Annotated in this window: 21 protein-coding genes and 8 pseudogenes; 12 read left to right on the top strand and 17 right to left on the bottom strand. The window is 33.2% G+C overall.

Annotation, left to right across the window (positions count from 1 at the left end; all coding sequences use genetic code 11):
* Positions 1–74: 74 nt before the first annotated feature.
* The gene (locus TERY_RS32520; RefSeq protein ID WP_155994338.1) at positions 75–221 is read right to left on the bottom strand and encodes a hypothetical protein; all 147 of its coding nucleotides are present in this window, start codon (positions 219–221) and stop codon (positions 75–77) included.
* Positions 222–385: 164 nt separating this feature from the next.
* On the opposite strand from TERY_RS32520, the gene TERY_RS06340 reads away from it, so the two are divergent.
* Positions 386–1,957, top strand: a complete 1,572-nt coding sequence (locus TERY_RS06340; RefSeq protein WP_011611057.1) for an FAD-dependent oxidoreductase — start codon at positions 386–388, stop codon at positions 1,955–1,957.
* An 853-nt stretch (positions 1,958–2,810) separates the two neighbouring features.
* Here the strand turns inward: TERY_RS06340 and TERY_RS06350 are convergent.
* From TERY_RS06350 to TERY_RS36380, 4 genes and pseudogenes are all read right to left on the bottom strand, one after another.
* Complete coding sequence (locus tag TERY_RS06350) at positions 2,811–3,551, bottom strand: CmcI family methyltransferase (RefSeq protein ID WP_011611058.1); 741 nt, start codon at positions 3,549–3,551, stop codon at positions 2,811–2,813.
* Complete coding sequence (locus tag TERY_RS06355; protein WP_011611059.1) at positions 3,551–4,183, bottom strand: methyltransferase domain-containing protein; 633 nt, start codon at positions 4,181–4,183, stop codon at positions 3,551–3,553. Before TERY_RS06355 ends, TERY_RS06350 begins: the two co-directional genes overlap by 1 nt.
* Before the next feature lie 6 nt (positions 4,184–4,189).
* The gene (locus TERY_RS06360; RefSeq protein WP_011611060.1) at positions 4,190–5,512 is read right to left on the bottom strand and encodes a DegT/DnrJ/EryC1/StrS family aminotransferase; all 1,323 of its coding nucleotides are present in this window, start codon (positions 5,510–5,512) and stop codon (positions 4,190–4,192) included.
* A gap of 4 nt (positions 5,513–5,516) precedes the next feature.
* Positions 5,517–6,584: pseudogene (locus TERY_RS36380) on the bottom strand (DUF3326 domain-containing protein).
* A gap of 599 nt (positions 6,585–7,183) precedes the next feature.
* Between TERY_RS36380 and TERY_RS06370 the strand changes: the two are divergent.
* Together TERY_RS06370 and TERY_RS06375 are read left to right on the top strand one after the other, a co-directional pair.
* A complete protein-coding gene (locus TERY_RS06370; RefSeq protein WP_011611061.1) occupies positions 7,184–9,118 on the top strand; it encodes a prolyl oligopeptidase family serine peptidase in 1,935 nt (644 codons plus the stop codon).
* Between the two features lie 657 nt (positions 9,119–9,775).
* The gene (locus TERY_RS06375) at positions 9,776–10,969 is read left to right on the top strand and encodes a glycosyltransferase (protein ID WP_011611062.1); all 1,194 of its coding nucleotides are present in this window, start codon (positions 9,776–9,778) and stop codon (positions 10,967–10,969) included.
* Between the two features lie 247 nt (positions 10,970–11,216).
* On the opposite strand, the pseudogene TERY_RS30070 reads toward TERY_RS06375, so the two are convergent.
* The 11 genes and pseudogenes from TERY_RS30070 to tnpA all read right to left on the bottom strand — a co-directional run bounded on the left by TERY_RS30070 (position 11,217) and on the right by tnpA (position 14,985).
* Positions 11,217–12,080, bottom strand: a pseudogene (locus tag TERY_RS30070) (IS630 transposase-related protein).
* A gap of 52 nt (positions 12,081–12,132) precedes the next feature.
* Positions 12,133–12,289: pseudogene (locus TERY_RS36385) on the bottom strand (IS630 transposase-related protein); the annotation flags it as partial.
* A 48-nt stretch (positions 12,290–12,337) separates the two neighbouring features.
* On the bottom strand, positions 12,338–12,442 hold the full coding sequence (locus tag TERY_RS34665; protein ID WP_196797231.1) for an IS630 transposase-related protein: 105 nt from the start codon (positions 12,440–12,442) through the stop codon (positions 12,338–12,340).
* 104 nt (positions 12,443–12,546) lie between these two features.
* Positions 12,547–12,651, bottom strand: a complete 105-nt coding sequence (locus TERY_RS34670; RefSeq protein WP_071820554.1) for an IS630 transposase-related protein — start codon at positions 12,649–12,651, stop codon at positions 12,547–12,549.
* A 104-nt stretch (positions 12,652–12,755) separates the two neighbouring features.
* On the bottom strand, positions 12,756–12,935 hold the full coding sequence (locus TERY_RS36390; RefSeq protein WP_155994653.1) for an IS630 transposase-related protein: 180 nt from the start codon (positions 12,933–12,935) through the stop codon (positions 12,756–12,758).
* A 29-nt stretch (positions 12,936–12,964) separates the two neighbouring features.
* The gene (locus tag TERY_RS34680) at positions 12,965–13,069 is read right to left on the bottom strand and encodes an IS630 transposase-related protein (RefSeq protein ID WP_196797231.1); all 105 of its coding nucleotides are present in this window, start codon (positions 13,067–13,069) and stop codon (positions 12,965–12,967) included.
* Between the two features lie 104 nt (positions 13,070–13,173).
* Complete coding sequence (locus tag TERY_RS34685; protein WP_071820554.1) at positions 13,174–13,278, bottom strand: IS630 transposase-related protein; 105 nt, start codon at positions 13,276–13,278, stop codon at positions 13,174–13,176.
* Between the two features lie 522 nt (positions 13,279–13,800).
* Positions 13,801–13,905, bottom strand: a complete 105-nt coding sequence (locus TERY_RS34690; protein WP_071820555.1) for an IS630 transposase-related protein — start codon at positions 13,903–13,905, stop codon at positions 13,801–13,803.
* 104 nt (positions 13,906–14,009) lie between these two features.
* Complete coding sequence (locus TERY_RS34695; RefSeq protein WP_071820746.1) at positions 14,010–14,114, bottom strand: IS630 transposase-related protein; 105 nt, start codon at positions 14,112–14,114, stop codon at positions 14,010–14,012.
* 104 nt (positions 14,115–14,218) lie between these two features.
* Positions 14,219–14,434 (bottom strand): IS630 transposase-related protein, encoded by a 216-nt coding sequence (locus tag TERY_RS32565; RefSeq protein ID WP_155994340.1) that lies wholly within the window; start codon positions 14,432–14,434, stop codon positions 14,219–14,221.
* Between the two features lie 127 nt (positions 14,435–14,561).
* A pseudogene (gene tnpA, locus TERY_RS34700) lies at positions 14,562–14,985 on the bottom strand (IS200/IS605 family transposase).
* Positions 14,986–15,584: 599 nt separating this feature from the next.
* On the opposite strand from tnpA, the pseudogene TERY_RS34705 reads away from it, so the two are divergent.
* The 8 genes and pseudogenes from TERY_RS34705 to TERY_RS06415 all read left to right on the top strand — a co-directional run.
* Positions 15,585–15,814, top strand: a pseudogene (locus tag TERY_RS34705) (DDE transposase family protein); the annotation flags it as partial.
* A gap of 267 nt (positions 15,815–16,081) precedes the next feature.
* A pseudogene (locus TERY_RS30080) lies at positions 16,082–16,807 on the top strand (IS1 family transposase).
* Positions 16,785–17,066: a transposase family protein gene (locus TERY_RS34710; protein ID WP_011611064.1), complete on the top strand. Its 282-nt coding sequence runs from the start codon at positions 16,785–16,787 to the stop codon at positions 17,064–17,066. The pseudogene TERY_RS30080 and the gene TERY_RS34710 overlap by 23 nt, the downstream one beginning before the upstream one ends.
* Positions 17,067–17,875: 809 nt before the next feature.
* Positions 17,876–18,121 carry an IS200/IS605 family accessory protein TnpB-related protein gene (locus TERY_RS32575; protein WP_370497166.1) on the top strand — a complete coding sequence of 82 codons (246 nt, stop codon included), beginning with the start codon at positions 17,876–17,878 and terminating at the stop codon, positions 18,119–18,121.
* Between the two features lie 64 nt (positions 18,122–18,185).
* Positions 18,186–18,359 (top strand): annotated as a pseudogene (locus tag TERY_RS30095) (zinc ribbon domain-containing protein); the annotation flags it as partial.
* Positions 18,360–18,536: 177 nt separating this feature from the next.
* Positions 18,537–19,262 (top strand): triose-phosphate isomerase, encoded by a 726-nt coding sequence (tpiA, locus tag TERY_RS06405; protein ID WP_011611066.1) that lies wholly within the window; start codon positions 18,537–18,539, stop codon positions 19,260–19,262.
* 920 nt (positions 19,263–20,182) lie between these two features.
* Positions 20,183–21,028, top strand: coding sequence for a dihydropteroate synthase (folP, locus tag TERY_RS06410; protein WP_011611067.1), 846 nt, complete (start codon positions 20,183–20,185; stop codon positions 21,026–21,028).
* 109 nt (positions 21,029–21,137) lie between these two features.
* Entirely contained in the window at positions 21,138–22,163 is a 1,026-nt protein-coding gene (locus TERY_RS06415) for an ABC transporter permease subunit (protein WP_011611068.1), read from the top strand.
* Positions 22,164–22,225: 62 nt separating this feature from the next.
* Here the strand turns inward: TERY_RS06415 and TERY_RS06420 are convergent, their stop codons facing one another.
* Positions 22,226–24,136: a primary-amine oxidase gene (locus tag TERY_RS06420; RefSeq protein WP_196797234.1), complete on the bottom strand. Its 1,911-nt coding sequence runs from the start codon at positions 24,134–24,136 to the stop codon at positions 22,226–22,228.
* Positions 24,137–24,862: 726 nt separating this feature from the next.
* Here TERY_RS06420 and TERY_RS06425 point away from each other — a divergent pair.
* Positions 24,863–25,084 (top strand): annotated as a pseudogene (locus TERY_RS06425) (ABC transporter permease subunit); the annotation flags it as partial.
* Positions 25,085–25,207: the final 123 nt, after the last annotated feature.

A 25,207-nucleotide genomic window follows, 5' to 3' on the forward strand; every position in this document is an offset into this window, starting at 1 on the left:
GCTTCATTTGCAGTTATGGGATTTTGGGCAAGATGTTCTAATAGTGGTTGAATTTCCTTTCTAAGTTTCTCAATTTATGCCTCTAGTTGAGATTTTTCAAGTATTTTGTCAATATTTCCTGTTTCTAAATTACTATCATCTACATTTTCTGATATATTCATAGATGTATTACTTTCCTTAGAAAGTGAATCTTTAGAACTGCGAAGACTTCCAGTCTTCATAATAGTATCTATTACTTAACCAGTGACTATAATAGATGTATTATTTTTTTTACTTATAGTTTTACCTCTTGTTTTTATATAAACTAAATGTAGCATTTTTGAAAGAGTTGTAGAAATTAGAATCTTAAAGCAGTATCCGCCACTCCCCAATTTTCTGGGGGGGAATGTTTTTTTTAGCCATCACTTTGTACTCTCGATATATGTATAATCACATTTTAGAGTTAGATAGTCCATTTTCTTTTGAACGCTTGTATAGTCATCCTGGTTCTCTTATTCCCTATGACCAGGGCGGTACTCGCAAACAAGTTGCAATTATTGGCGGAGGAATTGCCGGACTTGTTAGTGCTTACGAACTAAGTCAACTAAACCATAAAGTTACTTTATTAGAGTCTGATTATCGCTTAGGAGGAAGGATTAAGACTCATTATTTTAGTGATGGAACTTATGGAGAGTTAGGTGCAATGCGGATTCCTACAAGTCATGGTTGCACTTTACATTATATAGATAAGTTTAAGTTACCAAAAAGACCTTTTATTAATTACAATCCTGCAACTTTTTATTACCTGAGGGGAAAGAAAACTCGTTTAGATAATTATCAAGAACTTTTTTCTGTTTATAATTTAACCTCTGATGAAAAAGAAGACCCTGGGGTAATTTACGACCAGTTATTGTCAGAGTTAATTAATTCTTTCTCTGAACAGGAGAAATGGGAGTTATTTGCGCCTACTTTTACCAGCGATCGAGTTAGAAAATGGGATGATTTAACAGTTACTGACTATTTTTGTAGTCATCTTTCTCCCGATGCTTTTCAGTTGTTAGGTCATGCTACTGGAGCAATTCATTATGAAAAAGTTTCTCTATTAAATGGTTTAATTGACTTCTTTGCTTGGCATCAAGTTGAACAATATGAATTAATTGGAGGAATGGAAACTTTAATTAAGGCTTTGGTTAAAAGAATATCAGGAAAAATTGAGACTGAAGCAAAAGTAACAAATATAGCGATGACAGATAAAGGGGTTCAAGTTGACTGGAATAAGTTGGATAAGCAACAGACTGCAGAATTTGACTATATTATTTGTACTGTTCCAACTACTGCTTTAGCTCGGATTAATTTTGACCCTATTTTACCTAGCAAACAACAGGAAGCTATTAACAATTTAGGTTATTGTAGTTCTAGTAAAAGTCTATTACACTGCACTGCTCGTCCTTGGGAATTTACAGAAAATATTTATGGTGGGGGCAGTTTTACAGACTTAAATATTGAAAAGTGTCGGTATCCTTGCGATAATGCTAAATTAGATGGAAACAATTTTTCTCAACCTCATTTTGTGGTTAAGAATAAAGATATTTCTTATCAGGCATCTGTATTAACTGCTGCTTATCGTTGGGAAGATAATTCTAGAAAGTTTGTTACTTTAGATGAGTCAAATAAAACAGATTTAACCTTAGAAGAAATTTCACAACTACATCCTAATATTAAACAATATACTGATGATGTTGTTCATAGTATTTGGGATGAAGATAATAATCCGGGTTCTGGTTCTTATGCTTATTTTGCCCCTGGCGATCGCGAGAAATATCAACCTTTTCTTGGTCAACCTTATCCTATAAATAATCCCCGTGTATTCTTTGCGGGGGAACATTTAGCTATTAATCATGCTTCGGTTCAGGGATCGATTCAGACAGCGGTTTCAGCAGTTATTGAGCTTTTGGAAACTGCTAATCTAAACTTGTAAAATAATTATTATAGCTATTACTTATACCAATTCCCAAAAATATTGCTATACTTAGGCTATACTTCAGTTATTAAGTAATTAATACAGGATAAATCATTTTTTACTAATAATAGCTTAGTTAATGTTTATTATTCTTATGTTTACTCCTCCCCACACTCCCCACACTCCCACACTTTCCCAGCAGATCGGTATAGCATTATTTTTGAAAATGGTATTACCTATGGATAAACCACATCGCCATCACCAAAATTTTGTAGGGACGTTTTGCTGACGCAAAGCTCCACTTTATATGTCGCGTAGCATTCCCTATAGGAAATTTTTGTCTGTCTAACCTCCCTACTCTGGTTTACCGTGCAGGAAAACCGCTGTAATGCCTAATTTAATCTTAAGTGCCTATAAATAAGTAACATGAAACATTACTTGCTAAAATTTGCCAAAAGTATTTCATCTGTCTGCCTTTTGACTACAACAAAATTAGCAAACTCCACAAGTAATCCCTAAATCCTTGAGCCATTTACGATACACGAGTTCCAGTCACACCTTTTTCATGTTCGTAGCCATAGAGCCAATACACACGACTAGCTACTTTGCCAACACTCTTAAATGTATGAGGTTCACCAGCAGGAATAATTATTTCTTCCCCAATGGTGGAGCGAAAAGTTTTACCTTGTAAAGACTTTACCTTGTAAAGACAATTCTAATTCCCCTTCCAAGGGTATAATTATCTCGTCTGTTTCATGACCATCACTTGACCAAAACTCTCCAGGCGGAGTAATTGAAATTTCGCACTTGAACCCCTTTTTTTGCCAAGTGTTCTTGATCTCTTTGATTCTAGATTCATTCATCATTTTATTTAAATCCTTTTTAAAATAGAATTCCAATTTTTTGAAGCATTATAACCGTAAATATCTTGATAGTAAGCATCGATTAAGTACTCATCTTGATGCTTCATTAACCAGCTTCTCAATTCATCAAGCTTGCGCCCTCCTCGCTGAATTAATTCCTGGTCTTCCCAATCATACCATACTTCCCACATGAACTTATTGGTGTCTTCGATAATCAGGTAATCTCCAGTTTGCAGACCATTGTGATGAAAATGCTTAAGAATACCAACTAGATTATCATGAACATCCTCTATAATTAACCAAGGATGAGGCAGTGAGACAAGCAACCCTGTGGGTAAAACAGCATTAATTTCTCGACAATCACCTTCTAAAAAATTAATCCTAGAGTCTGTTTTAGCTTTTTCATCAAGTTGAGAAAGGTCATTATCAACACAGTAAACCTCACCTTCAATACCAAATAATTCTAAGTGATCTGCTAACCAAATTGCACTTCCCCCTTTGAGCGCACCCAGTTCAATAATTGTCTTCGGTTGTAACTCCCGCAGCAGCATCGGATAAGCTGCTATTTGCATAGGGTCTTTCTCCAAAAGCACCCCTTTCCAAGTCTGTAAATAAGCATTGTTTGTCAGAGGTCTCCAAGCCGACTTGGGAATATCACATCTATCTTCTCGATCGGAGATTTTAACGAACCTTTTATTATCCAAGGTTTCTTGCTCAGATCGAGTGGATTGGTCAATTTTAGTATTCATTAATATCCCTCCCTTTTAAAACCAAGAAGATACATCAACTTGGCTTCGTCATAGATCGTAAAATTTTCTTCACTGACTAATGTCCACGGTAATTTATCTAATGCTATCTGCATTTCACGGCGATAGTCTTCCCGTATCGTCAACAAAAAAATTCCGTCCTCTCTTAAAAGACCGAATAGATTGTTTAATACCTTAACACCAGCATGGGCATAAGCAAAAACTCCTGCTGCAATAATAGCATCAAAAGTTACTGAATTGTTAAAAATTTGGGAATCTTCTAAATTACAGTGATGGAGAGCCTTGTAAACTTCTCTCTCTTTAGCGATCGCCAGCATTTTTTCTGACAAATCAACAGCAGTAATATTTGTATATCCTTGTTGGGCTAAAGCTTCACCCACTAAACCCGTTCCAGCACCAGCATCCAGAATTGCGGTTTCTTTGTGAGGAAGCAGTTGGCTTAATGTTATTGCTATATTACCAGGCATAAAAAACCAATCTTTTCTGACATCTGTATCATAAGTCTTAGCCCAACCATCATACTTATTTTTTAATTCCTCAGTGCTTTGAGTATCACAAATCCCTGATAACCAAGGTCTTGCTTCTAAGAAATCTTTGGATTGTTCTTCGACCATTTTTAATTACGCACCTACTACTTCAACAACAGTATCAGGAGATAAACGTTCTATGTGCCAATTAGTTACTTCTTCTCCTGGTATCAAAATCGGACTCCCTGGGGGAACTTTCTTAATCCAACAACTACTAATTTTACCTAATACTTCCCCAATGGGTAACTTTTCTTTCCGGCAAAAGAAAGCATCTTTAGGTAAAGTATTTATTTGAGGGCGACGGGAAAAGTAACTGTCAGGTACAATCTGTTTTATGGGTTTTTCCCTCAAAATTGCTACAACTTTAGCCAGAGTTTCCCGCATAAATTGGAAATCCTGTGGATTGTGATGAAAAGAGAAAATTAATAATAATCCCTCCTCTCCTGCAAATTCCCCATCTATGCCATATTCATACAAAAATTCTGCTAACTCTTCCCCTGTCATGCGATCGCTCTTTAAATAAATTTTCAGAGGATCGGTAACTTGAGGATCGTAAGTTAAAACCTGACCATAACTATCTAACTGACTACGCAGGAGGTCGCACTCTTGAATAGCTTTGTCAAATAAAGCCTTGCCTGATTCAGAATACCCCCTTTTAATAGCATCTTCAAGACTCAGCATCAACAAATTACTGCGGGTAGTAGTTTCAAACAAAGGTAAAACCCCCATCACTTGTTCGGTGCTAAACTGGGAAGATTTAGGTAAATGTAACAAACCAGTTTGTACTAAACTTCCGGCATATTTGTGCATACTATGGGAAACTATATCTGCACCAACACTAATTGCCGATTGCCATTGTTCGTCAAGAAAGGGAAAATGACTACCGTGAGCTTCATCTACTGCTAGAGCTATCCCATGCTTCTGACAATAATTAGCGATGGTGGCAAGCTCGATAGTTACCCCTTCATAACTTGGATGAGTTAGTAACAGTGCTGATACGCCACTCGTTTCTAAAGCCGTAATTACCTCATCAGTAGTAGGCATCAGCGACTCAGAATCAATAAAATAAGGCTCTAATCCTGCTAAGATGATGCCGTTTATAGTGGAAATATGACTATTGAGGGCGATCGCCACTTTTTTATACTGAGTACCTAGTAAAGCACAAGTGGTTAAAACTCCTTGACTACCTCCTGCTGTGAGCCAGAAAGTATGTTTTGTACCATACAGCTTAGAGAAATGCTTCTCTATATTTTCAGTACGAGGACGAGTCAGAAATGGTGCATCATATTGGTAAATTTCTGCACTCAGACGATGACCATTACTTTTAATACCTTGATGAGCAGGAGTATAGAGGCTAATCTGAATATCCTGATTGTGGGATGCAATCAGCTTATAGGTAGAAGATACTTGATTCATCAATTTACAGCAAAATTGGCTTAAGTTGTGGTATGGGGCGAATTGTACTTTCTATCGTAATCCCATTCCGTAAAGCTAACAGTAATCCTGTCGCTTCCATATAGCTATTTACACGATATATTTTATGCCCCTGAGTTTCAATTTGTAATTTTTCAGGAGTAATATCGTAATTCGTAGTATTATCTTTCACTAAGATTATAGGAACCCCTTGGTCTAAAGACGCTAAGAAAGGTATATTTCCTACAGTTGTTTCTGGCATTACCACTGCGGAAATATTTTCAACAGATATCCTAGTTTCACCTGCTGCTAAAGGAGTATCAAATTTTACCGGGCGAGGAGAATTGATTAAACCATTTAGAGGAGAACAAACATAAGCACTGGAAATTAATTCGGCTCCATCCCTAGGATCTACTAATTTACCAAATCCTGTATGTTCCCACTCCAATAACAAGGGAGCATGGGCAGCAGTAAAAGGATAGAAATTAGTAGTCATGTGGGTCAGAATTGCTTCTGCACCACCCCAGGGATTGGCAATAGATTCTCCTCGGTATTAAGCTTGACGTACTTTGTCATCTACTTGCAAAGTGGTCATTAAAGCTACTGCCCTAACATCAGATTTTTCCACTACATCCAAAGCCTTCATCAACTCGTCCATCCCTTTAAATTCCCCGGAAGCATTTCCATACTGGGAATAGGTACATTCAGTTTCAACAGGACCACCTGTTACCACTACAGGGTCAATATTAATACCTCCTACAGCACGCAAGCCATTGAGAGCATTCAGAACATTATTTAAAAATCTTTCATCTTTGGGCTTTTCGATAATTGCTGCAATATTTTTGCGCTTTTCTGGAATTACCCCAATATTGCCCAGGAGCAACTGACAGATTAAATTACCTTCTAGGTACAGAACATTATCCTGAGCGAAATAGATATCTGATGCTGTAACTGCATTGGGATTAGTGATTAGATAGTCACAAGCAGTTGCTAAAAGATTAGTACTAGGAGTAGCATCTCCGGCAAAACCTCCTATTTCAGCTCTTACTCCTGTAGGAATAATACTAACTGCCACAAAAGGTTGGTTAGAAACCCGTTGACGAATATTAATGTCTAGTAATGATGGCTAAACCGGCTTTCTCTCAGTATCAATGAAACTTGATTCAAAAGTGAGAGTATCATCTTCAACTTTCGTTAAAATCAAGCGAATAGGAATACTAGGCAAGGCAAGGGCTCTAATTTTCTGGGGAATTTTCTGGGAAATTTTTCTCCATGTGCGCTGTTCTGGAGGGCATTGAATGTCAAAGTTTTTGGTATATATTTGAGGTATGAAAAACTATTTAGATATATATTTCTTAAGTACATTAATTTAAATTCCTTATTTTTGTATACTTCTTAAAGTTAGATTTATATTTAAGTAGGTAGGCAAAAATAGTTGTAAAATAGGGTAGTAGAGTACGAGGAGGAATATTTAGATTTTGCCTGCCTACTTAACTATGATATTTATGATATTAATGCATAGTAATTAATATAACTTGAATCCTATCTTCTTAATTGGTATTTTTTAATAAATATTAAATCAAATGAAATATTTAGGACTTAACAATTGACAATGACACAATTAAAAAAATGACAAAATTTAAGTGGGTACTTTAGTATATATTCATCCTAACTATGACACAAATAGCACCATTAGGTTCTTGGAACTCTCCCATAACTACTGACTTAATTCTATCCGGGGCAATTGGACTTAGTAGTATCACCATTGATGGTAATAATGTTTACTGGATTGAAGGACGACCTTCAGAGGGTGGACGAAATGTAATTGTGCGCTATACTCCAGATGGAAAGACAACTGATATTACTCCTTCACCTTTTAATGTACGCACCCGCGTCCATGAATACGGCGGTGGATCCTTCTTAGTGGCAGATGATACGATATATTTTTCTAATTTCAAGGACCAACGTCTTTATCGCCAAACACCAGGTACAGAACCTCAACCTTTAACCCCATCAGCAGACCTACGTTATGCTGATGCAGTAATAGATAAACAGCGCGATCGCCTAATTTGTGTTCAAGAAGATCATACAAAGGATGGGGAGCCTACTAATAGGATAGTTAGCATTAACCTCAAAAATGGAGAAGATATCCAGGTATTAGCAGAGGGTTATGATTTTTATGCCTCACCACGTTTAAGTCCTGATGGTTCCACGCTTTGCTGGATTAGTTGGAATCATCCAAATATGCCTTGGGATGGTACAGAGTTATGGGTGGCTCAGGTGAATACAGATGGTTTATTAGATGAAAATAAGTTCGTGGCTGGAGGAAAAGAAGAATCAATTTTTCAACCCCAGTGGTCACCAGATGGAATGTTATGTTTTGTGAGCGATCGCTCTTTATGGTGGAATATTTATCAAGTTTCAGGAATTACTGACAAGGTAAATTTAGATATATTGTATTCTTTAAATGCTGAGTTTGGAGTGCCACAATGGTTATTTGGAATGTCTACTTATACATTTACAGAAGCTAACAAAATCCTCTGCACTTTTTCTCAAAATGGAATTTGTAATTTGGCAACTATTGATACTACTAAAAAACATCTACAGAAAATAGAAATACCATTCACTTCTATTAGTTATTTAACAGCAAAAAATAACAAAGTTTGTTTTTTGGGAAGTTCCCCCACAGAAGCTAGTTCAATTATACAAATAAATCTATCTACAGGTGATATTAATATTTTAAAACGTTCTACAGATTTAAAAATTGATTCTGGTTATTTATCTATTCCTAAAACAATAGAATTTCCTACAGAAAATGGTAAGACTGCTTATGGTTTATTTTACCCGCCGACTAACAAAGATTACACAGAACCTTTAGGAGAAAAACCACCTCTTTTAGTTAAAAGTCATGGTGGTCCAACAGCAGCAACTTCTGGTAGTTTAAGCTTAAAAATTCAATATTGGACAAGTCGTGGTTTTGCTTTACTTGATGTTAATTATGGAGGTAGTACTGGATATGGAAGAGAGTATCGGCAAAGACTCAAAAATAGTTGGGGTATTGTTGATGTTGATGATTGTGTAAATGGAGCTCAATATTTAGCTAAACAGGGATTAGTAGATAGTAATCGCATGGCTATTTCTGGTGGTAGTGCTGGAGGTTATACTACTTTATGTGCCTTAACTTTTAAGGATGTATTTAAAGCAGGAGCAAGTTATTATGGAGTTAGTGATTTAGAGGCTTTAGCAACAGATACTCATAAGTTTGAATCCCGTTATTTAGATGGATTAATAGGACCTTATCCTGAGAAAAAAGAGATTTATAAACAGCGATCGCCAATTAATTTTACTGAGAGTTTGTCTTGCCCTGTAATTTTTTTCCAAGGATTAGAAGATAAAATTGTACCACCAAATCAAGCAGAGAAAATGGTAGAAGTTTTACAGAAAAAAGGATTGCCAGTGGCTTATGTTGCTTTTGAAGGAGAACAACATGGTTTTCGTAGTTCCGAGAATATTAAACGTGCTTTGGATGGAGAATTTTACTTTTACTCTCGTGTATTTGGATTTACACCTGCTGATAATTTAGAGGAGCTAGAAATTATGAATCTTTAGATTTTTAGGCTGGTGGAATAGTTGAAAATCTTTTTTCTTTGATTAGTCAATAAATTTTCAAGAGTTAGGAAAAATTATTGATATATTTACCTTTATTTATATTGGAATTTTTGAGTAGTTATTCGGGGTAAATTAATAATTTTGTCGACAAATATACTAAAGTTTTGTGGGGCTTGAATTTTCTATAACTAACTACAAGCCTCTTGACCAGCTTTCTATCAAAGACGGAGTTACCAGCTACTTTGGGTAAAATGTTCAATGTATCGTTCAAATCTTTATTATATTTGATATCTTGAAATAATTTGAATAAACTACTTTTGACTAGTTTACTCACATAGATATCATTTTTTTCTATAGATTTCTAAGAAAGAAAAAAATACTTTTCTAGTTGAACTATCCTCGGTTATGGTCACCTTGAACCTATGTAAAATGTTGTCAAGTTCTATTTCTTAATAGTATTAATACACAGGGCAAACTCATATAAAATTTCTGACTACTATAGTTAGTTTTTTAAAATTAAATAAACACTATATTGGAAAAGTCTATTGTTAACAAGTACAATAAACCATGATTTATTGATAATTACAACCGGTTTATTAACAATGTATATTTGCCCTGCATAAATGCATTTATCTATTGTAAAATTATGTTTTTTTTATGTTCCAAAAATTTCTCTTAATAACAGTAATTTCTAACTTCATAATATGGATATACTTATTAATATTTCGCGGTAATTTTTGGCTGGCAAACCAACAACTATTATCAAAATCAAAAACAAAAATTGAGAATACGGAAAATTTGCCATCAATTTATGTGATAATTCCTGCTAGAAATGAAGAAAAATTACTAAAAATTACCCTAAATTCTTTATTAAATCAAGATTATTCAGGGATATTAAAAATAATATTAGTAGATGATCACAGTAAAGATAATACAATCAATATAGCGAATTCTTTGGCTCAACAAGGTCATAATTCTACAAAGCTAGAAGTTATTTCAGCAGCAGATTTACCTAGTAATTGGACAGGAAAACTATGGGCAATTAATGAAGGAATTAACTATGCAAAAAAACAAACTCCAGCCCCAGATTATTTTCTATTAACAGATGCAGATATTGAACATTTCCCTACTAATATTCGCCAACTTGTTGTCAAAGCAGAACAAGAAAATTTAGCCTTAGTTTCTTTAATGGTAAAACTACAATGCGAAACAATAGCCGAGAAATTAATGATTCCCGCATTTGTATTTTTCTTTCAAAAGTTATATCCATTTAAATGGGTAAATAATCCCCAAAATACTACTGCAGCTGCTGCTGGAGGTTGCATATTAGTTCGTCATAAAAATTTAGATCAAGTTGGAGGAATAGAGGTTATTAAAAATGCTTTAATAGATGATTGTAATTTAGCTAAAATAGTTAAACAAAAATCCACAAATAAAAATATCTGGTTAGGGCTAACTAATGATACGAAAAGCCGACGTTCTTATCCTGATTTAATGAGTATTTGGAATATGGTAGCTCGTACTGCTTTTACTCAGTTAAATTATTCTCCATTCTTGTTATTAGTAACAGTAATAGGAATGAAATTAGTTTATTTAATTCCCTCATTAGGAATAATTTTGGGAGTTATTTTTGGTTGGTGGCCAGTAGTAGTGATCGCGATCTTAGCAAGATTATTAATATTTTTAGCTTACTTACCTATTATTAGATTTTATGGACTTTCACCAATATATGCCATGAGCTTACCCACTGTTGCTTTGATTTATATATTAATCACAATAGATTCAGCTTGGCGACACTGGCGAGGGCGAGGCGGTTATTGGAAAGGACGAGTTAATACCAGTATATTCTGAATAAATTCTATTAAATATAGTGGTATAGGTATAAATAAATTTTAGCAACTAAGTTTATATTATAAAGTCTACTATACTGACATTGGTCCTTAATGAAAAGCTTCAGCGGTTAGGCAAAAGAGAGTTTGAATTCGGTTATTTAGGGAACTAATTATACACCAAAAGTGACTCTTATAATCTAATTCCACTATAATCATTTAGGCTTGATAAGTATAACTATATTAGTATATATAAACTTATAGTCATTTTAAATAAGAATTAGACACTCTTTGGCACAATAATTACGAATAATTTCATCAAGAGATATGTTGATAGGTGAATACATTCTATCTCTTTATTAATGCATTAAAATCATGTTCTTTGCCATTTAAATGAAGAGAGTATTTTGGCAAAAATAATAATTGATGATCTCCTGCTTCTACTAATTCTCTAATAACCTTTTTTCTATGAATTGGTTAATTCTCTATAATTAGTACACTGGGAATTTTTAATGATGGCAATAAATATTCATTTAACTATTGTTTATATCCCACGGCATTTAGGCTGACTTTAAATATAATTGGTACCATTAAATCTTTTTCTTTTTTTATTCTTCAGGCTACTAAATTTTCTATTTTTCCTCGTTCTTTTTCTGGCTCACTATCAACTTTTTTCATTTTTTTTAACCAGGCATAAATACAGTCTTGATTATCTTCAAATTCTAGTTTATAAATCAAGACAAGGCTTTTACTTCCAATTTTTTGATACAATTTCGTAGTTTCTGATAATATTTTATTCTTTCTTCTCTATTTATTTCTCTATAACGAAGTTGTTTTTTTTGAAGGAAATTTAATTTTTTTAAAACCATAAAATATAGGTGTAGGATTAACTACAAATTTTTTAGATATGTCTGCTAATGAGCTATTATTTATTTGGTTTTATATCTTTTTCTAATTCTTTCCCATCTAATTTTATTTGACGACTTTTACCTTAGTAGCTTCCAAATTTGGGGGAGATAACCATCTATATATCGAAGCTATTCCTATCCCAAATATATGAGCTACTTCAGTAAGCAACCAACATTTTCTACAAAATTTATTACTGTTTTTCTTAAGTCTAAACTGTAAGACATGATTAAAATTTGGTTTTATATCTTTTTCTAATTCTTTCCCATCTAATTTTATTTGACGACTTTTACCTTAGTAGCTTCCAAATTTGGGGGAGATAACCATCTATATATCGAAGCTATTCCTATCCCAAATATATGAGCTACTTCAGTAAGCAACCAACATTTTCTACAAAATTTATTACTGTTTTTCTTAAGTCTAAACTGTAAGACATGATTAAAATTTGGTTTTATATCTTTTTCTAATTCTTTCCCATCTAATTTTATTTGACGACTTTTACCTTAGTAGCTTCCAAATTTGGGGGAGATAACCATCTATATATCGAAGCTATTCCTATCCCAAATATATGAGCTACTTCAGTAAGCAACCAACATTTTCTACAAAATTTATTACTGTTTTTCTTAAGTCTAAACTGTAAGACATGATTAAAATTTGGTTTTATATCTTTTTCTAATTCTTTCCCATCTAATTTTATTTGACGACTTTTACCTTAGTAACTTCCAAATTTGAGGGAGATAACCATCTATATATCGAAGCTATTCCTATCCCAAATATATGAGCTACTTCAGTAAGCAACCAACATTTTCTACAAAATTTATTACTGTTTTTTTTAAGTCTAAACTGTAAGACATGATTAAAATTTGGTTTTATATCTTTTTCTAATTCTTTCCCATCTAATTTTATTTGACGACTTTTACCTTAGTAGCTTCCAAATTTGGGGGAGATAACCATCTATATATCGAAGGTATTCCTATCCCAAATATATGAGCTACTTCAGTCAGCAACCAACATTTTCTACAAAATTTATTACTGTTTTTCTTAAGTCTAAACTGTAAGAGATGATTAAAATTTGGTTTTATATCTTTTTATAATTCTTTCCCATCTAATTTTATTTGACGACTTTTACCTTAGTAGCTTCCAAATTTGGGGGAGATAACCATCTATATATCGAAGCTATTCCTATCCCAAATATATGAGCTACTTCAGTAAGCAACCAACATTTTCTACAAAATTTATTACTGTTTTTCTTAAGTCTAAACTGTAAGACATGATTAAAATTTGGTTTTATATCTTTTTCTAATTCTTTCCCATCTAATTTTATTTGACGACTTTTACCTTAGTAACTTCCAAATTTGAGGGAGATAACCATCTATATATCGAAGCTATTCCTATCCCAAATATATGAGCTACTTCAGTAAGCAACCAACATTTTCTACAAAATTTATTACTGTTTTTCTTAAGTCTAAACTGTAAAAGATGATTAAAATTTGGTTTTATATCTTTTTCTAATTCTTTCCCATCTAATTTTATTTGACGACTTTTACCTTAGTAACTTCCAAATTTGGGGGAGATAACCATCTATATATCGAAGGTATTCCTATCCCAAATATATGAGCTACTTCAGTAAGCAACCAACATTTTCTACAAAATTTATTACTGTTTTTCTTAAGTCTAAACTGTAAGAGATGATTAAAATTTGGTTTTATATCTTTTTCTAATTCTTTCCCATCTAATTTTATTTGACGACTTTTACCTTAGTAACTTCCAAATTTGGGGGAGATAACCATCTATATATCGAAGGTATTCCTATCCCAAATATATGAGCTACTTCAGTAAGCAACCAACATTTTCTACAAAATTTATTACTGTTTTTTTTAAGTCTAAACTGTAAGACATGATTAAAATTTGGTTTTATATCTTTTTCTAATTCTTTCCCATCTAATTTTATTTGACAACTTTTACCTTAGTAACTTCCAAATTTGGGGGAGATAACCATCTATATATCGAAGCTATTCCTATCCCAAATATATGAGCTGCTTCAGTAAGCAACCAACATTTTCTACAAAATTTATTACTGTTTTTCTTAAGTCTAAACTGTAAGACATGATTAAAATTTGGTTTTATATCTTTTTCTAATTCTTTCCCATCTAATTTTATTTGACGACTTTTACCTTAGTAACTTCCAAATTTGGGGGAGATAACCATCTATATATCGAAGCTATTCCTATCCCAAATATATGAGCTACTTCAGTAAGCAACCAACATTTTCTACAAAATTTATTACTGTTTTTCTTAAGTCTAAACTGTAAGAGATGATTAAAATTTGGTTTTATATCTTTTTCTAATTCTTTCCCATCTAATTTTATTTGACAACTTTTACCTTAGTAGCTTCCAAATTTGGGGGATATAACCATCTATATATTGAAGCTATTCCTATCCCAAATATATGAGCTACTTCAGTAAGCAACCAACATTTTCTACAAAATTTATTACTGTTTTTCTTAAGTCTAAACTGTAAGGCATGATTAAAAATAGTTTCTAGTTTACTTGATTTTATTCTACTCAATTTTTGTCTCAATCTTAATTAAAACGACTATATATCAATAAATTAAGCTCAAATAAGTAATAGTTAAATAGCCCTATTTCCTATTGTAATTTTCACAGTAGAGAAACCTGATCTGAAGTAAAAAAATCATTCCTTATACTTACCAAAAAACTAGTTTTAAAGCCTCCGCCTTTGAGGATAACTTTTGATTTTGAATATACTTTTTCAGAAGTTTCAAGCGGCACACCTCCAACCGAAGCTACAAAATATGATGGGCTTCAAAGCGACGTTTTGTGAGGTTTTCTATATCCTGCTGCTCCATATAATCTACTGAAAAAACCTTTAAGATAACTGACTATTTGAGATTAAGACAATTTGGGTGGATATTCAATAAATCCATAAATTTAATCTGTTTTTTTATTAAACCCCAATATCTTAAAGTTCATCTTTCTAGCTACCATCTCAAAGGAATTTTTAATTAATTCTAAGCCTTCAGCGGCCAATACACTTATCAATTATTAATTAATAACACAGACTAAATGTACTTTCAAATCTAAGACACTATGTCTTTCACGTTTTAACACAGATGCATGCCAAGAATGACTATGTTATAATTATAAATTATATGCCAAAAATAAATAAAAGATGAGAGCTAAATACAGGTACAGAATATACCCAACTAAATATCAGCTAACCAAGTTATCGTAATTATTTGGTTGTGTTTGCGTAGTCTAGAATGATAGTTTAGCCTATTGCGTAGAACAGCATAAAAAAGGCCAGAAAAAGCCTAGTAATTCTGAACTGCAAAAAGTATTGATTACCAAAGCTAAAAAGATTAAAGATAGAGAATGACTAAAGGAAGTTTCTAGTATTCCATTGCAGCAATCATTGAATGACTTAAATACAGCCTATCAAAACTTTTTCAATAGTTGTAAAAGTCATAGGAAAGGGAAGTCTATGAGACCTCCTAAGTTTAAGTAAAAAAAGTCTAGGCAAACTGCTGGATTGACAAAAGGAGGATTTAAAGTTAGTTAAGATAAAATTTATTTAGCTAAAATAGGTAAGCTGAAAGTAGTTTGGTCAAGAAAACTGCCGAGTTTACCTAGCTCAGTAACAATAATCAAAGACTCAGGTAATAGATATCTCCAAAATAGAAAATAAGGTAAAATTATCAAAACCATTTATGTATACAGTCTCTCAAATGAATCTAACTTTAGAATATATTTATAATCATCCAAAAGAAACAAAAAGAATTATTGGTATTACTTATAAACAGCTAATAAAATTAATAGAAAATGCTCCAAGAATAGAATCATAAAAAAAGTCGGCGATCGCGAAAACAGAAAAAGATTAATTAAAATAGGTGGATTCAGAAAAAAGAATTTAACAAAGGAAGAAAAAATAATTTTAACATGATTTTATTTACATCAAATACCAAGTTTTCAAACATTAGGAATTGGTGGTCCTGTATATGTAGTGATAAGCCAATATAAATGATTATTTATTGACATTAATCTTGTTGAAAATATTAAGTTTTTTATACTTAATAATTCAAAATTATTATCTAGGCGATCGCTACATAATAATCAGTTATCAAACTATCAGGAATTAAGCTCAACTATCATGAAAAAAGTATGCTATTATCTATAACAGTAATAAGAAAAAATCTATATAATTCAGATGTCCATTCATAAATTAATCTGTCCTAGTTGTGGCAGTAATCATATTGTCAAAAATGGGACTATTCACAACAAAAAACAAAAATATCAATGTCAAAATTGTCTCTGACAATTTGTCGAAAATAGTCAAAGAGATTATATTAGTAATGAAACCCAAGAACTGATTGATAAATTAAAATAGAGAAAAAATTAGTTTGGCTGGTATAATCTGTGTAATAGGTGTGTCAGAAAAATGGAACCAGAATTACGTCAATAATAAGTATGCTGAGGTTTTACGCTCTATTAAATGTACTAAAAAAAACCGGTAAACTCACCATTCAATGTGATGAAATGTGGTCATTTGTAGGCAATAAAAATAATAAACAATGGCTGTGGTTAGCGATTGATATAGAAACTCAAGAAATTGTGGGTTTTTACTTAGGGGAAAGAGGAGAAAAAGGGGCAGCATAGATTATGGAATTCTAACCCACGGTGTCTTAAGGCCGTGTGCAGTTTGTTATACAGATTTTTGGTCAGCTTACGAGCTTGTCTTTCCTGAAGAGAGATATAAATCAGTGGGGAATATTCAGGTTTAACAGCTTATATAAAAAGATTAAATAATACTTTGTGTCAAAGAATTTCTCGGTTGCTCAGAAAGACTTTATCCTTTTCTAAAAAGCTTCGGTCCCATCTAGGAGATATTTGGTATTTCATTAATCATTATAATGAAGCGATCGCTTCACTGTAATTTTATCACTACATATACAGGGCCACCAGGAATTAACTTTGGTATAAGTGAATCAAGTGCTAATAATATTTTTCATTACTGGATAGATATTCTTAGAGAATTACTGCCAGTAAGTTTATTAGAACAAGTAAAAAAAAAAGAAAATGAATTGGAATGGGTAAAGGAGATATTAACAGAATTAGAATTAATTGTAGATAGTACAGAACAAGGTAGAGAAAGGCCAAGTGAATATAAAAACCAAGAAAAATATCAAATATGAAAAAAGAAAAATCATACTTTTAAAAATCAAATAATAACGACACCAAAAGGAACAGAAATAGTGAATTTAATAGTAGAAAAAAAAGGTTTAGTAAGTGATGTAAAAATATTAAGAAAACAACCGAATAAATTTGATAAACAACAAAAATTTTAAGGATATAAAGCTGATGAAGGATTAGAAATAACTACTACACCAAAAAAGAAACCAAGAAAAAAAATGCTACCATAAATCAAAGAAGAAAATCAAGAAAAAGCAAAAAAAAGAATATTTGTAGAACATGTAATCAGATTAATTAAAATATTTTGAATTCTTAGAAAAAGATTCAGATTAAAAGATAATAATTCTCGAAAAGTAATTTTAAAAATATATGGTTTATTGCGACTAATAATTGGCTAATTTATATTAGTAAAAATCATCAAAAACTGAGATAAAAATAATAAATAAAAGTCTAATAAATATTTGAATTAGTAACACGAAGTATCTCTGATACCCATAAAAATGTACAAATTAACTATCTTCAAGGTGAGCTAACGCTCCACTAAAAATAGTTAGTATAAGCGTTTGAGTATTTTTGGAGATGTCTAATAGATATTCCTTAAGCTTTGTTGTAGAAATTCAACCAGAAGTTTGATCTAAAACTGATAACTCAGTAGGTATAAATTTAAGCATCAAAACTTTTGCTACATTCAGCAATGGTACAAAAATTGATGCACCAAAACTATTCAAGAAATGAATTAAGAAATATAGACAATTAAGTAAGTTATTATCGCGCTAAAACTAGGGGTACTAAAACGTGTGAAATAGCTAGGCTGAAGCTAGCTAAATTTCATGTCAAGTTAAAATATACTAGAACTGATTTTCTGCATAAGTTATCTACTCAAACAAAATACGAAAACCAAGTAATAGTTTTAGAATACTTAAATGTTTCAGGAATGGTTAAAAACCGTAAATTATCCAGAGCTATTTCAGATTTTGGTTGGAGACAATTTAGAATACTTTTAGAGGAAAAGGCAGAAAAATGCGGTAAAGAATTTAGAGTCATTGATAGATGGTAACCGACCTCTCAAGTATGCTCATGTTGTGGTTTTTGTGGAAGCAAATTAGACCTTTCAGGGGCGAAAATGGGAATGCCTTAGTTGCCGTACAAAACACGACCGTGATACGAATGCAGCAATAAACATATTAGTCGCGGGTGGGCAGTCCGAGACATTAAACGGACGTGGAGGCAAGGGTAAGACTACTGCCAAAGTAGCAGGCGCCGATGAAACGTTGACCCACCTTGAGCTGATATAGCTATCTTTATTTGATTGAGATAACTATTAGGTGGATAGGAATAGGAATCTCCGCGCCTTTAGGCCGGAAAGGATGTCAAAAGTAAAACAATTACTTTTTTCAGTCTAGAAAAAAGTTCCATAAAGTTTTAGAATGAAGTTTTGTAGATAGTAAAGTTTGAGGTATTAAGAATCAACAGTGAGAAAAACTATAATTGCTGGTAATTGGAAAATGTACAAGACCCAACTAGAAGCTAAAGAGTTTCTCGAGGGTTTGATGTCTCAACTAACAAAAACCCCCGAAGAACGTGAAGTAGTTCTCTGCACTCCCTTCACGGCACTAGATTTTATGTCAAAAATTTTGCATGGGAGTCTGATCAGGTTAGGTGCGCAAAATGTTCACTGGGAAGATGAAGGAGCATATACAGGAGAAATTTCTGGCTTAATGCTGAAAGATGTGGGAGTTAGTTATGTAATTGTGGGTCACAGTGAGCGCCGTCAATATTTTGGCGAAACTGATGAAACGGTGAATATGCGCTTAAAAGCTGCTCAGAAGCACGGTTTAACCCCTATTCTCTGTGTGGGAGAAACTAAACAACAAAGAGATTCAGGTGAGACAGAATCACATATATTTTCTCAGTTGGCCAATGATTTAGTTGATGTCGATCAAGAAAATCTAGTAATTGCTTATGAACCAATATGGGCCATTGGTACTGGTGATACCTGTGAAGCTAAAGAAGCTAACCGAGTTATTGGTTTAATTCGTGGTAAGTTAAATAATTCTAATGTCACTATTCAATATGGCGGTTCTGTTAAACCTAATAATGTTGATGATATTATGGCACAAGAAGAAATTGATGGTGCTTTAGTTGGGGGTGCAAGTTTGAATCCCGAGAGTTTTAGTCGTTTGGTTAACTATCAATAACTTCAATTTTTTCTTGTTCCCGGGAACTTGGAATTGGGAATCGGTGAAGACATGAGAGATATATTGGTCACTTATTTTTCTTTTCAAGAAAATAGGTGAAAACACAATTATTTGTTACTTGTTTTTCACCGTAACTTTAGTAACTATCTTGCTCATTTTCCTCTTTTTCTTTAATATTTATTCCTTCTTCCTTTTTCTATCGGGAGGTTGCATCCAAGGTTCCTACCTTATATAACATATAACAAAGTGATTAGTTAACACCCTCCCCAACTGTTAAACTCAGGGGGAGTCCTATTTGCTCCCAAATTCAAAGGCAGGTTAACCTTGGGGTGTGTGTCCGTTATAGTCATGGTCGGGCATTCCAAGATATTTTTGGAGTTGGCTCTTCTTTGTCTTTTTCAGGAGTAGAAGAGTAGGAGAGTGGGTATGTACATAGCAATTAATATAATGAAGAGAGGATATAGAAATTTATATAGGAGGTAGTCAGATATATTTGTCTATTGTCGCCCTCTGCTATGGGATCCAACAAAATACAATTCATGGACGAGCTTGAGGGACCGAAAACCAGGCACTTTTTCACAGCCAAAAATGCTTAAAGCCTTTATTTGTAAATGCTTTGATATTTAATCACAAAGCAATAATTCACATCATTATTATAACTCAAGAGTACAAAGTTATCCTAAAAAACGATTGGCTTATCATTACTGAAAGTATTATGAAAGTTTAGCAAGAAAAGGCTTACAGCACCTAAGAGAGTTTAATACCTTGAGATAGCGAAAGCTTTAGCTGGCAATAGTTACTCAAAGAACTTTGTAGAATGTATTACTTACTATAGGATATTTCTTTAAAAAAAACAACTAGTCTCCCACTGATGGGCAAGCTTTTAAAGCAAATTTTTTGGTAAACAGGGAATAGAAAAAATGCAGAGTTTAACTGAAAGTTTTATTTGGGGAAAACGTACCTACATAATGGGTATTTTGAATGTTACACCAGATAGTTTTAGCGATGGTGGTGATTTTAATACACCAGAAACAGCTTTAATGCAGGCAAAAAAAATGGTGAAGGCGGGTGCTGATATGATTGATATTGGTGGTCAATCAACTAGACCAGGGTCTGAAGTTGTTTCCATAGATGAGGAACTTAATCGTGTTTTAGCAATAATTAAGTTGTTAAGAAGCAATAAAAATATTGGTGCTGAAATTATAATTTCTGTTGATACTACTAGGGCGATAGTTGCAGAAAAATCTGTTGAAGCTGGTGCTAATTTAATTAATGATATTTCTGCTGGAACATATGATGATGAAATGTTTTCTGTGGTAGCTGCTCTGAAAGTTCCGATTATCTTAATGCACATCCGTGGTACACCAAAAACTATGCAAAAATTGACAGACTATCAAGATTTAATTGGGGAAATTTATCAGTTTTTAGAGAGCAGAATTAAGATTGCTTTTAAAGCAGGAATTAAAAGAGAGAAAATTATTATTGACCCTGGTATTGGTTTTGCTAAAAATTACGAACAAAATTTAGAAATTATCCGCAATTTATCAAGATTTAAAAGTTTAAATTGTCCCATTTTAGTGGGATTATCTCGTAAAAGTTTTATTGGTCAAATTTTAAATCAACCTAATGCTAAACAAAGGGTTTGGGGAACTGCTGCTGGTTGTGTGGCAGCGATCGCTCAATACGTAGATATTTTACGGGTTCACGATGTTAAAGAAATGTCTGAAGTTTGTCGAGTTGCTGATATTATTTTTAGGAATAAATAATTATCAAATCTTGGCACGACCATCTTCGGTGAAACAACCATAACTCACTTTTAACGAAATCCTCTAAAACTAAGCGGTCGATACTGACAACCAATAACTGATAACTCAAATGTCTCGTTCTAAAGCTCTTTATTCTTATATATTAATCCGTTTGCTATTGGCACCACTGATGTTGTGGACAATTAGTACTTTAGTTTTCTTATTATTACGAGCAACTCCTGGAGACCCTGTAGATGCTATTCTTGGGCCAAAAGCTTCAACGGCAACTAAAGAAGCTCTCCGGTCCCAACTTGGTTTAGATGGTTCACTACTAAAACAGTATCTTAACTATCTAGGAAAATTATTTAGTTTTGACTTAGGTACATCAATGACTACTCGTGGTGAGTCAGTTTGGCAAATTATTCAAAATTATTTTCCAGCTACTTTAGAATTAGCAGTATTTAGTATGGCGATCGCTCTAATTGTTGGGATTACTATTGGGTCTATTGCTGCTTCTCATCCCAATACTCGTTTAGATCTTGGTGGGCGTTTATTTGGAATTATTACTTATGCAGTTCCACCTTTTTGGGCAGGTATGATTTTACAATTAATTTTTGCAGTACAGTTAAAATGGTTTCCTCTAGGTACTCGTTTTCCTACTAGTGAAAATCCACCTCCAAGCATTACAGGTTTATACACAATTGATAGTATTTTAAGTGGTAATATCGAGCATTTTTTTACATCTATATATTATTTAGCTTTACCGAGTTTAACTTTAGGAATTTTGCTAAGTGGTATTTTTGAAAGAATCGTAAGAATTAATCTCAAACAAACATTAAAAGCTGATTATGTCGAAGCTGCTAGAGCAAGAGGTATTTCTGAATTAAGAATATTATTTGCTCATGCTTTGAAAAATGCCATGATTCCAATAATTACGGTTTTAGGATTAACATTTGCTGCTTTATTAGGAGGAGCAATATTAACAGAAGTAACTTTTTCTTGGCCTGGTTTGGCAAATAGATTATATCAGGCAATTAGTTCGCGAGATTATCCAACTGTGCAAGGAATAGTCGTATTTTTTGCTGGTATTGTTGTTGTAGCTAGTATTTTTATTGATATTTTAAATGCTTACATAGATCCGAGAATTAGGTATTAAAATTATGTTGAAAATTATGGCGCAAGTATTTTTTAGAAAAAATACTTGCACTATCAACCTAATCAAGACTCAATAATTGGATTTGGGGGAATATCTAAAGCTGGGTTTTCATCAAAGAAGTTCCAAGGCTTGAGTTTAAAGTGCATAGAATGAACAGGCATAATTGGCCAATCTTCAGCACGCACCATGTGAGTAGTTCCCATGGTGTACCACATTACAACGTCTTCTCCTACCAAAAGCTCATTATCTTGTATATAGGATGGTAAACCTTGACCGGGAACTCCCTGATTAGGATAGTTTCCAGCAGCATAAAGTTCTTCTGGATCGTACTGAGTAAACCAGGCATGATGATTGCTAAAACCTGAAAGTTGACGCGCTTCAGCAAAAGGAGATAACTGATTGAAGGCATTTTCTCCAGGCATTAAGGCATAAGCTGTTGGCAAACCAACCTGATTTTTATTCTCCAGACTATTAACCATCCACATACGACTCTGGTATGTATTAACATCTCTAACAGCAGCAGTTTCTACCTCTAAGGGAATGCCTTGCATAACAAAAGCATTGCCAGCAGGGTTGTCTAATCCTGCTGGAAGTGAAACTACATTCATTTCTATTGGCATATTTGTAATTCCATCTACATCCATGTCAAGGCGGAAATTGAAGAAATGCTGGTGATTTACACCAATCAGATTTGGAGCAATCAAAGTTCCATAAGCATCACTTTCACTTAGGGTTTCCATATCGGTTGCTTCTGTACCTTTAGCTAAAATAATTCCAGTTAAATCAGCTTCAACTTTTAATGTCCCATCCTGTTGAAATACCCAGTTAACAGCATAATCGTAGTTACCAATAGTCATAATAGACCGCATTACTAGCTCTCGACTACGACGAGATTCAATTTCTTCGGTCAGGTCAAAGTCAAAATGTGACCAGAGTAGTCCACCCTGCCGTTCGTAAATTGCTGCTGCTCCCTCCCAGAGATATGGTTCTCCTAAATCATCAGCAAAAGTCCCATCTAACAACTTTGCATTTTCTGGTATGTCTCTGCCTACTTCCATTGGATAAGTAAAGCGTCCTATACTATATTCCCCTACATCTAAAGCATTTCTAACCCTCCAATTTCCATCAGGATCACCATAGGGAACCGATAATTCAGACAATGAACCACGATAAAGAATGGAGCGATCATCATAGCTAACTTGGTGCAATACCAACCCAGTTCGAGGATCAATGGAGTAACGAAAATCCCATTTATCCCAACTTATTTGATTGCCATTAAATTCATAGCTTGCTCCTTCTGGTTCAACAATTTCTAATGGTGGTAGCGGCTCGCGCAAGTCTATTTCATCTGCACGAAATCCCGCATCACCAGCAATAGGAATATTTCCCGAGTCACTGACATTGAGAATTTGATTATTTGTCAGATCGACGGTGACAAGCAACCCCTCAATAGGTCGTCCATAAAAGTTAATGTCATCTCCAATCACATAGGGAATTCCACGAATCAAGCGAGAACCTGTGGCAGCTTCTTCTTGGCTTAGAGGACCTGGTGCCCAACCTGTAAAGTAAACATTGTCTGGATTAATTCTCCGCCTTTCCAGAGCAGCTAAAACTTCTGGATCGCTGGCAGTTAATTCTTCTAGGGCATCGTAATCATCTGGATCGAGGATTTGTACAAATACATTAGGGATTTGCTCCCAACTTTCAACTTCTCCAGTAATTAAATCGACTACTGCTTCATAGGTAATATTTGCTTGTGAATCAAATACTACAGCAAATGCTTCTCTCTCAAAGGGAGTACCGGGAGTATGAGTTACTACTTTTTCTTTTGCCGGTTCATTTAGGGCGATTCGAGGAAAAAATGTTGCTTCACTGAGGAGTTGTTGCTCTCCAATAATTTTAACTGTTGCTTCAATTTCTTCTGCTGTTAAGGGATCTAGAGGATGACTTTCAGCACTTGAAATTTGACTCAATTTAATTAATGAATTATCTATATGAGTGAATGAATCGGTTAATAAGATTGGGTTTTCATTATTTTCTAAGATATTTAGTTCCATAGTTTAATTGAAAAAGTAAAGGAAACTTTAGATTTATTAAGATTTAGTAGGATATTCTTGCTTTATAGCTATCTTTATTATAGCAATCTAAATTATGGCAACTAGTACAATAGTGATTTTAGGTTTTGAATAATCATATGGCAATTAGGAATGATTTATTAGAAAGGGTGGGTTATATATTTTATTAAATCATAAATTCAAGTAATTTTATTTTATATTTTTAGTCTGAAATATAATTATTAATTGCTGTTATTAAATAATATAAGGCTGACAAAATATAAGTTATTATTTTATTAATACATACTTAATAGCTTTTAAGATATAGTTAAATATTTTCTAGGTTAGCTATGATAAATTACCACAAAATAAATTACGGAAACTTTGCTAGGTAAGAATTATTAGTTAGGATAGCCAAATTTTCTTAAAGTGATAGAATTGAGAAAAATTTAGCATTACTAAAAAATTTTCAGTTTGCCAAAATTGAACTATAATTAATCCCTTAGGTTTAACTATTTACAATATAGCACTAGTTAAAATGCTCAAAATGAAAAACTTACTTATAACTAGCAGTTTTTTTTACTTTTACCTTTCAGCTTCTTGTTTAGCAAAAACTCATGAGTTTTCTGAATATAATTTAAAAAAATAGGAATTTTGCTAAGTGTTATTTTTGAAAGAATAGTAATAATTAATCTCAAACAAACATTAAAAGCTGATTATGTCGAAGCTGCTATATCAAGAGGTACTCCTGAATTAAGAATATTATTTCCTCATAGTTTTAAGAATACTATGATTCCAATAATTACGGTTTTGGGCTTAACTTTTGCTGCTTTATTAGGAGAAGCAATATTAATAAAAGTAACTTTTATCACGGGGTGATAAGCAGCTAAAAAACATTGTTGGATAAGGGTTTAAAGAATAATAAGTGAGGGTGAAAAATTGACTGATTTTGTGATAAGGGATAATCATTCTTGTTGTTAGTGTGCTTCG

The sequence above is a fragment of the Trichodesmium erythraeum IMS101 genome (assembly GCF_000014265.1).
Lineage (GTDB): Bacteria > Cyanobacteriota > Cyanobacteriia > Cyanobacteriales > Microcoleaceae > Trichodesmium > Trichodesmium erythraeum.

Coding starts and splice junctions, on each gene's coding strand:
- TERY_RS32520 (WP_155994338.1), bottom strand. CDS start 221: ATGAAGACTGGAAGTCTTCGCAGTTCTAAAGATTCACTTTCTAAGGAA.
- TERY_RS06355 (WP_011611059.1), bottom strand. CDS start 4,183: ATGGTCGAAGAACAATCCAAAGATTTCTTAGAAGCAAGACCTTGGTTA.
- TERY_RS06370 (WP_011611061.1), top strand. CDS start 7,184: ATGACACAAATAGCACCATTAGGTTCTTGGAACTCTCCCATAACTACT.
- TERY_RS06350 (WP_011611058.1), bottom strand. CDS start 3,551: ATGAATACTAAAATTGACCAATCCACTCGATCTGAGCAAGAAACCTTG.
- TERY_RS06340 (WP_011611057.1), top strand. CDS start 386: ATGTTTTTTTTAGCCATCACTTTGTACTCTCGATATATGTATAATCAC.
- TERY_RS06415 (WP_011611068.1), top strand. CDS start 21,138: ATGTCTCGTTCTAAAGCTCTTTATTCTTATATATTAATCCGTTTGCTA.
- TERY_RS06375 (WP_011611062.1), top strand. CDS start 9,776: ATGTTCCAAAAATTTCTCTTAATAACAGTAATTTCTAACTTCATAATA.
- TERY_RS34710 (WP_011611064.1), top strand. CDS start 16,785: ATGAAGCGATCGCTTCACTGTAATTTTATCACTACATATACAGGGCCA.
- TERY_RS06360 (WP_011611060.1), bottom strand. CDS start 5,512: ATGAATCAAGTATCTTCTACCTATAAGCTGATTGCATCCCACAATCAG.
- folP (WP_011611067.1), top strand. CDS start 20,183: ATGCAGAGTTTAACTGAAAGTTTTATTTGGGGAAAACGTACCTACATA.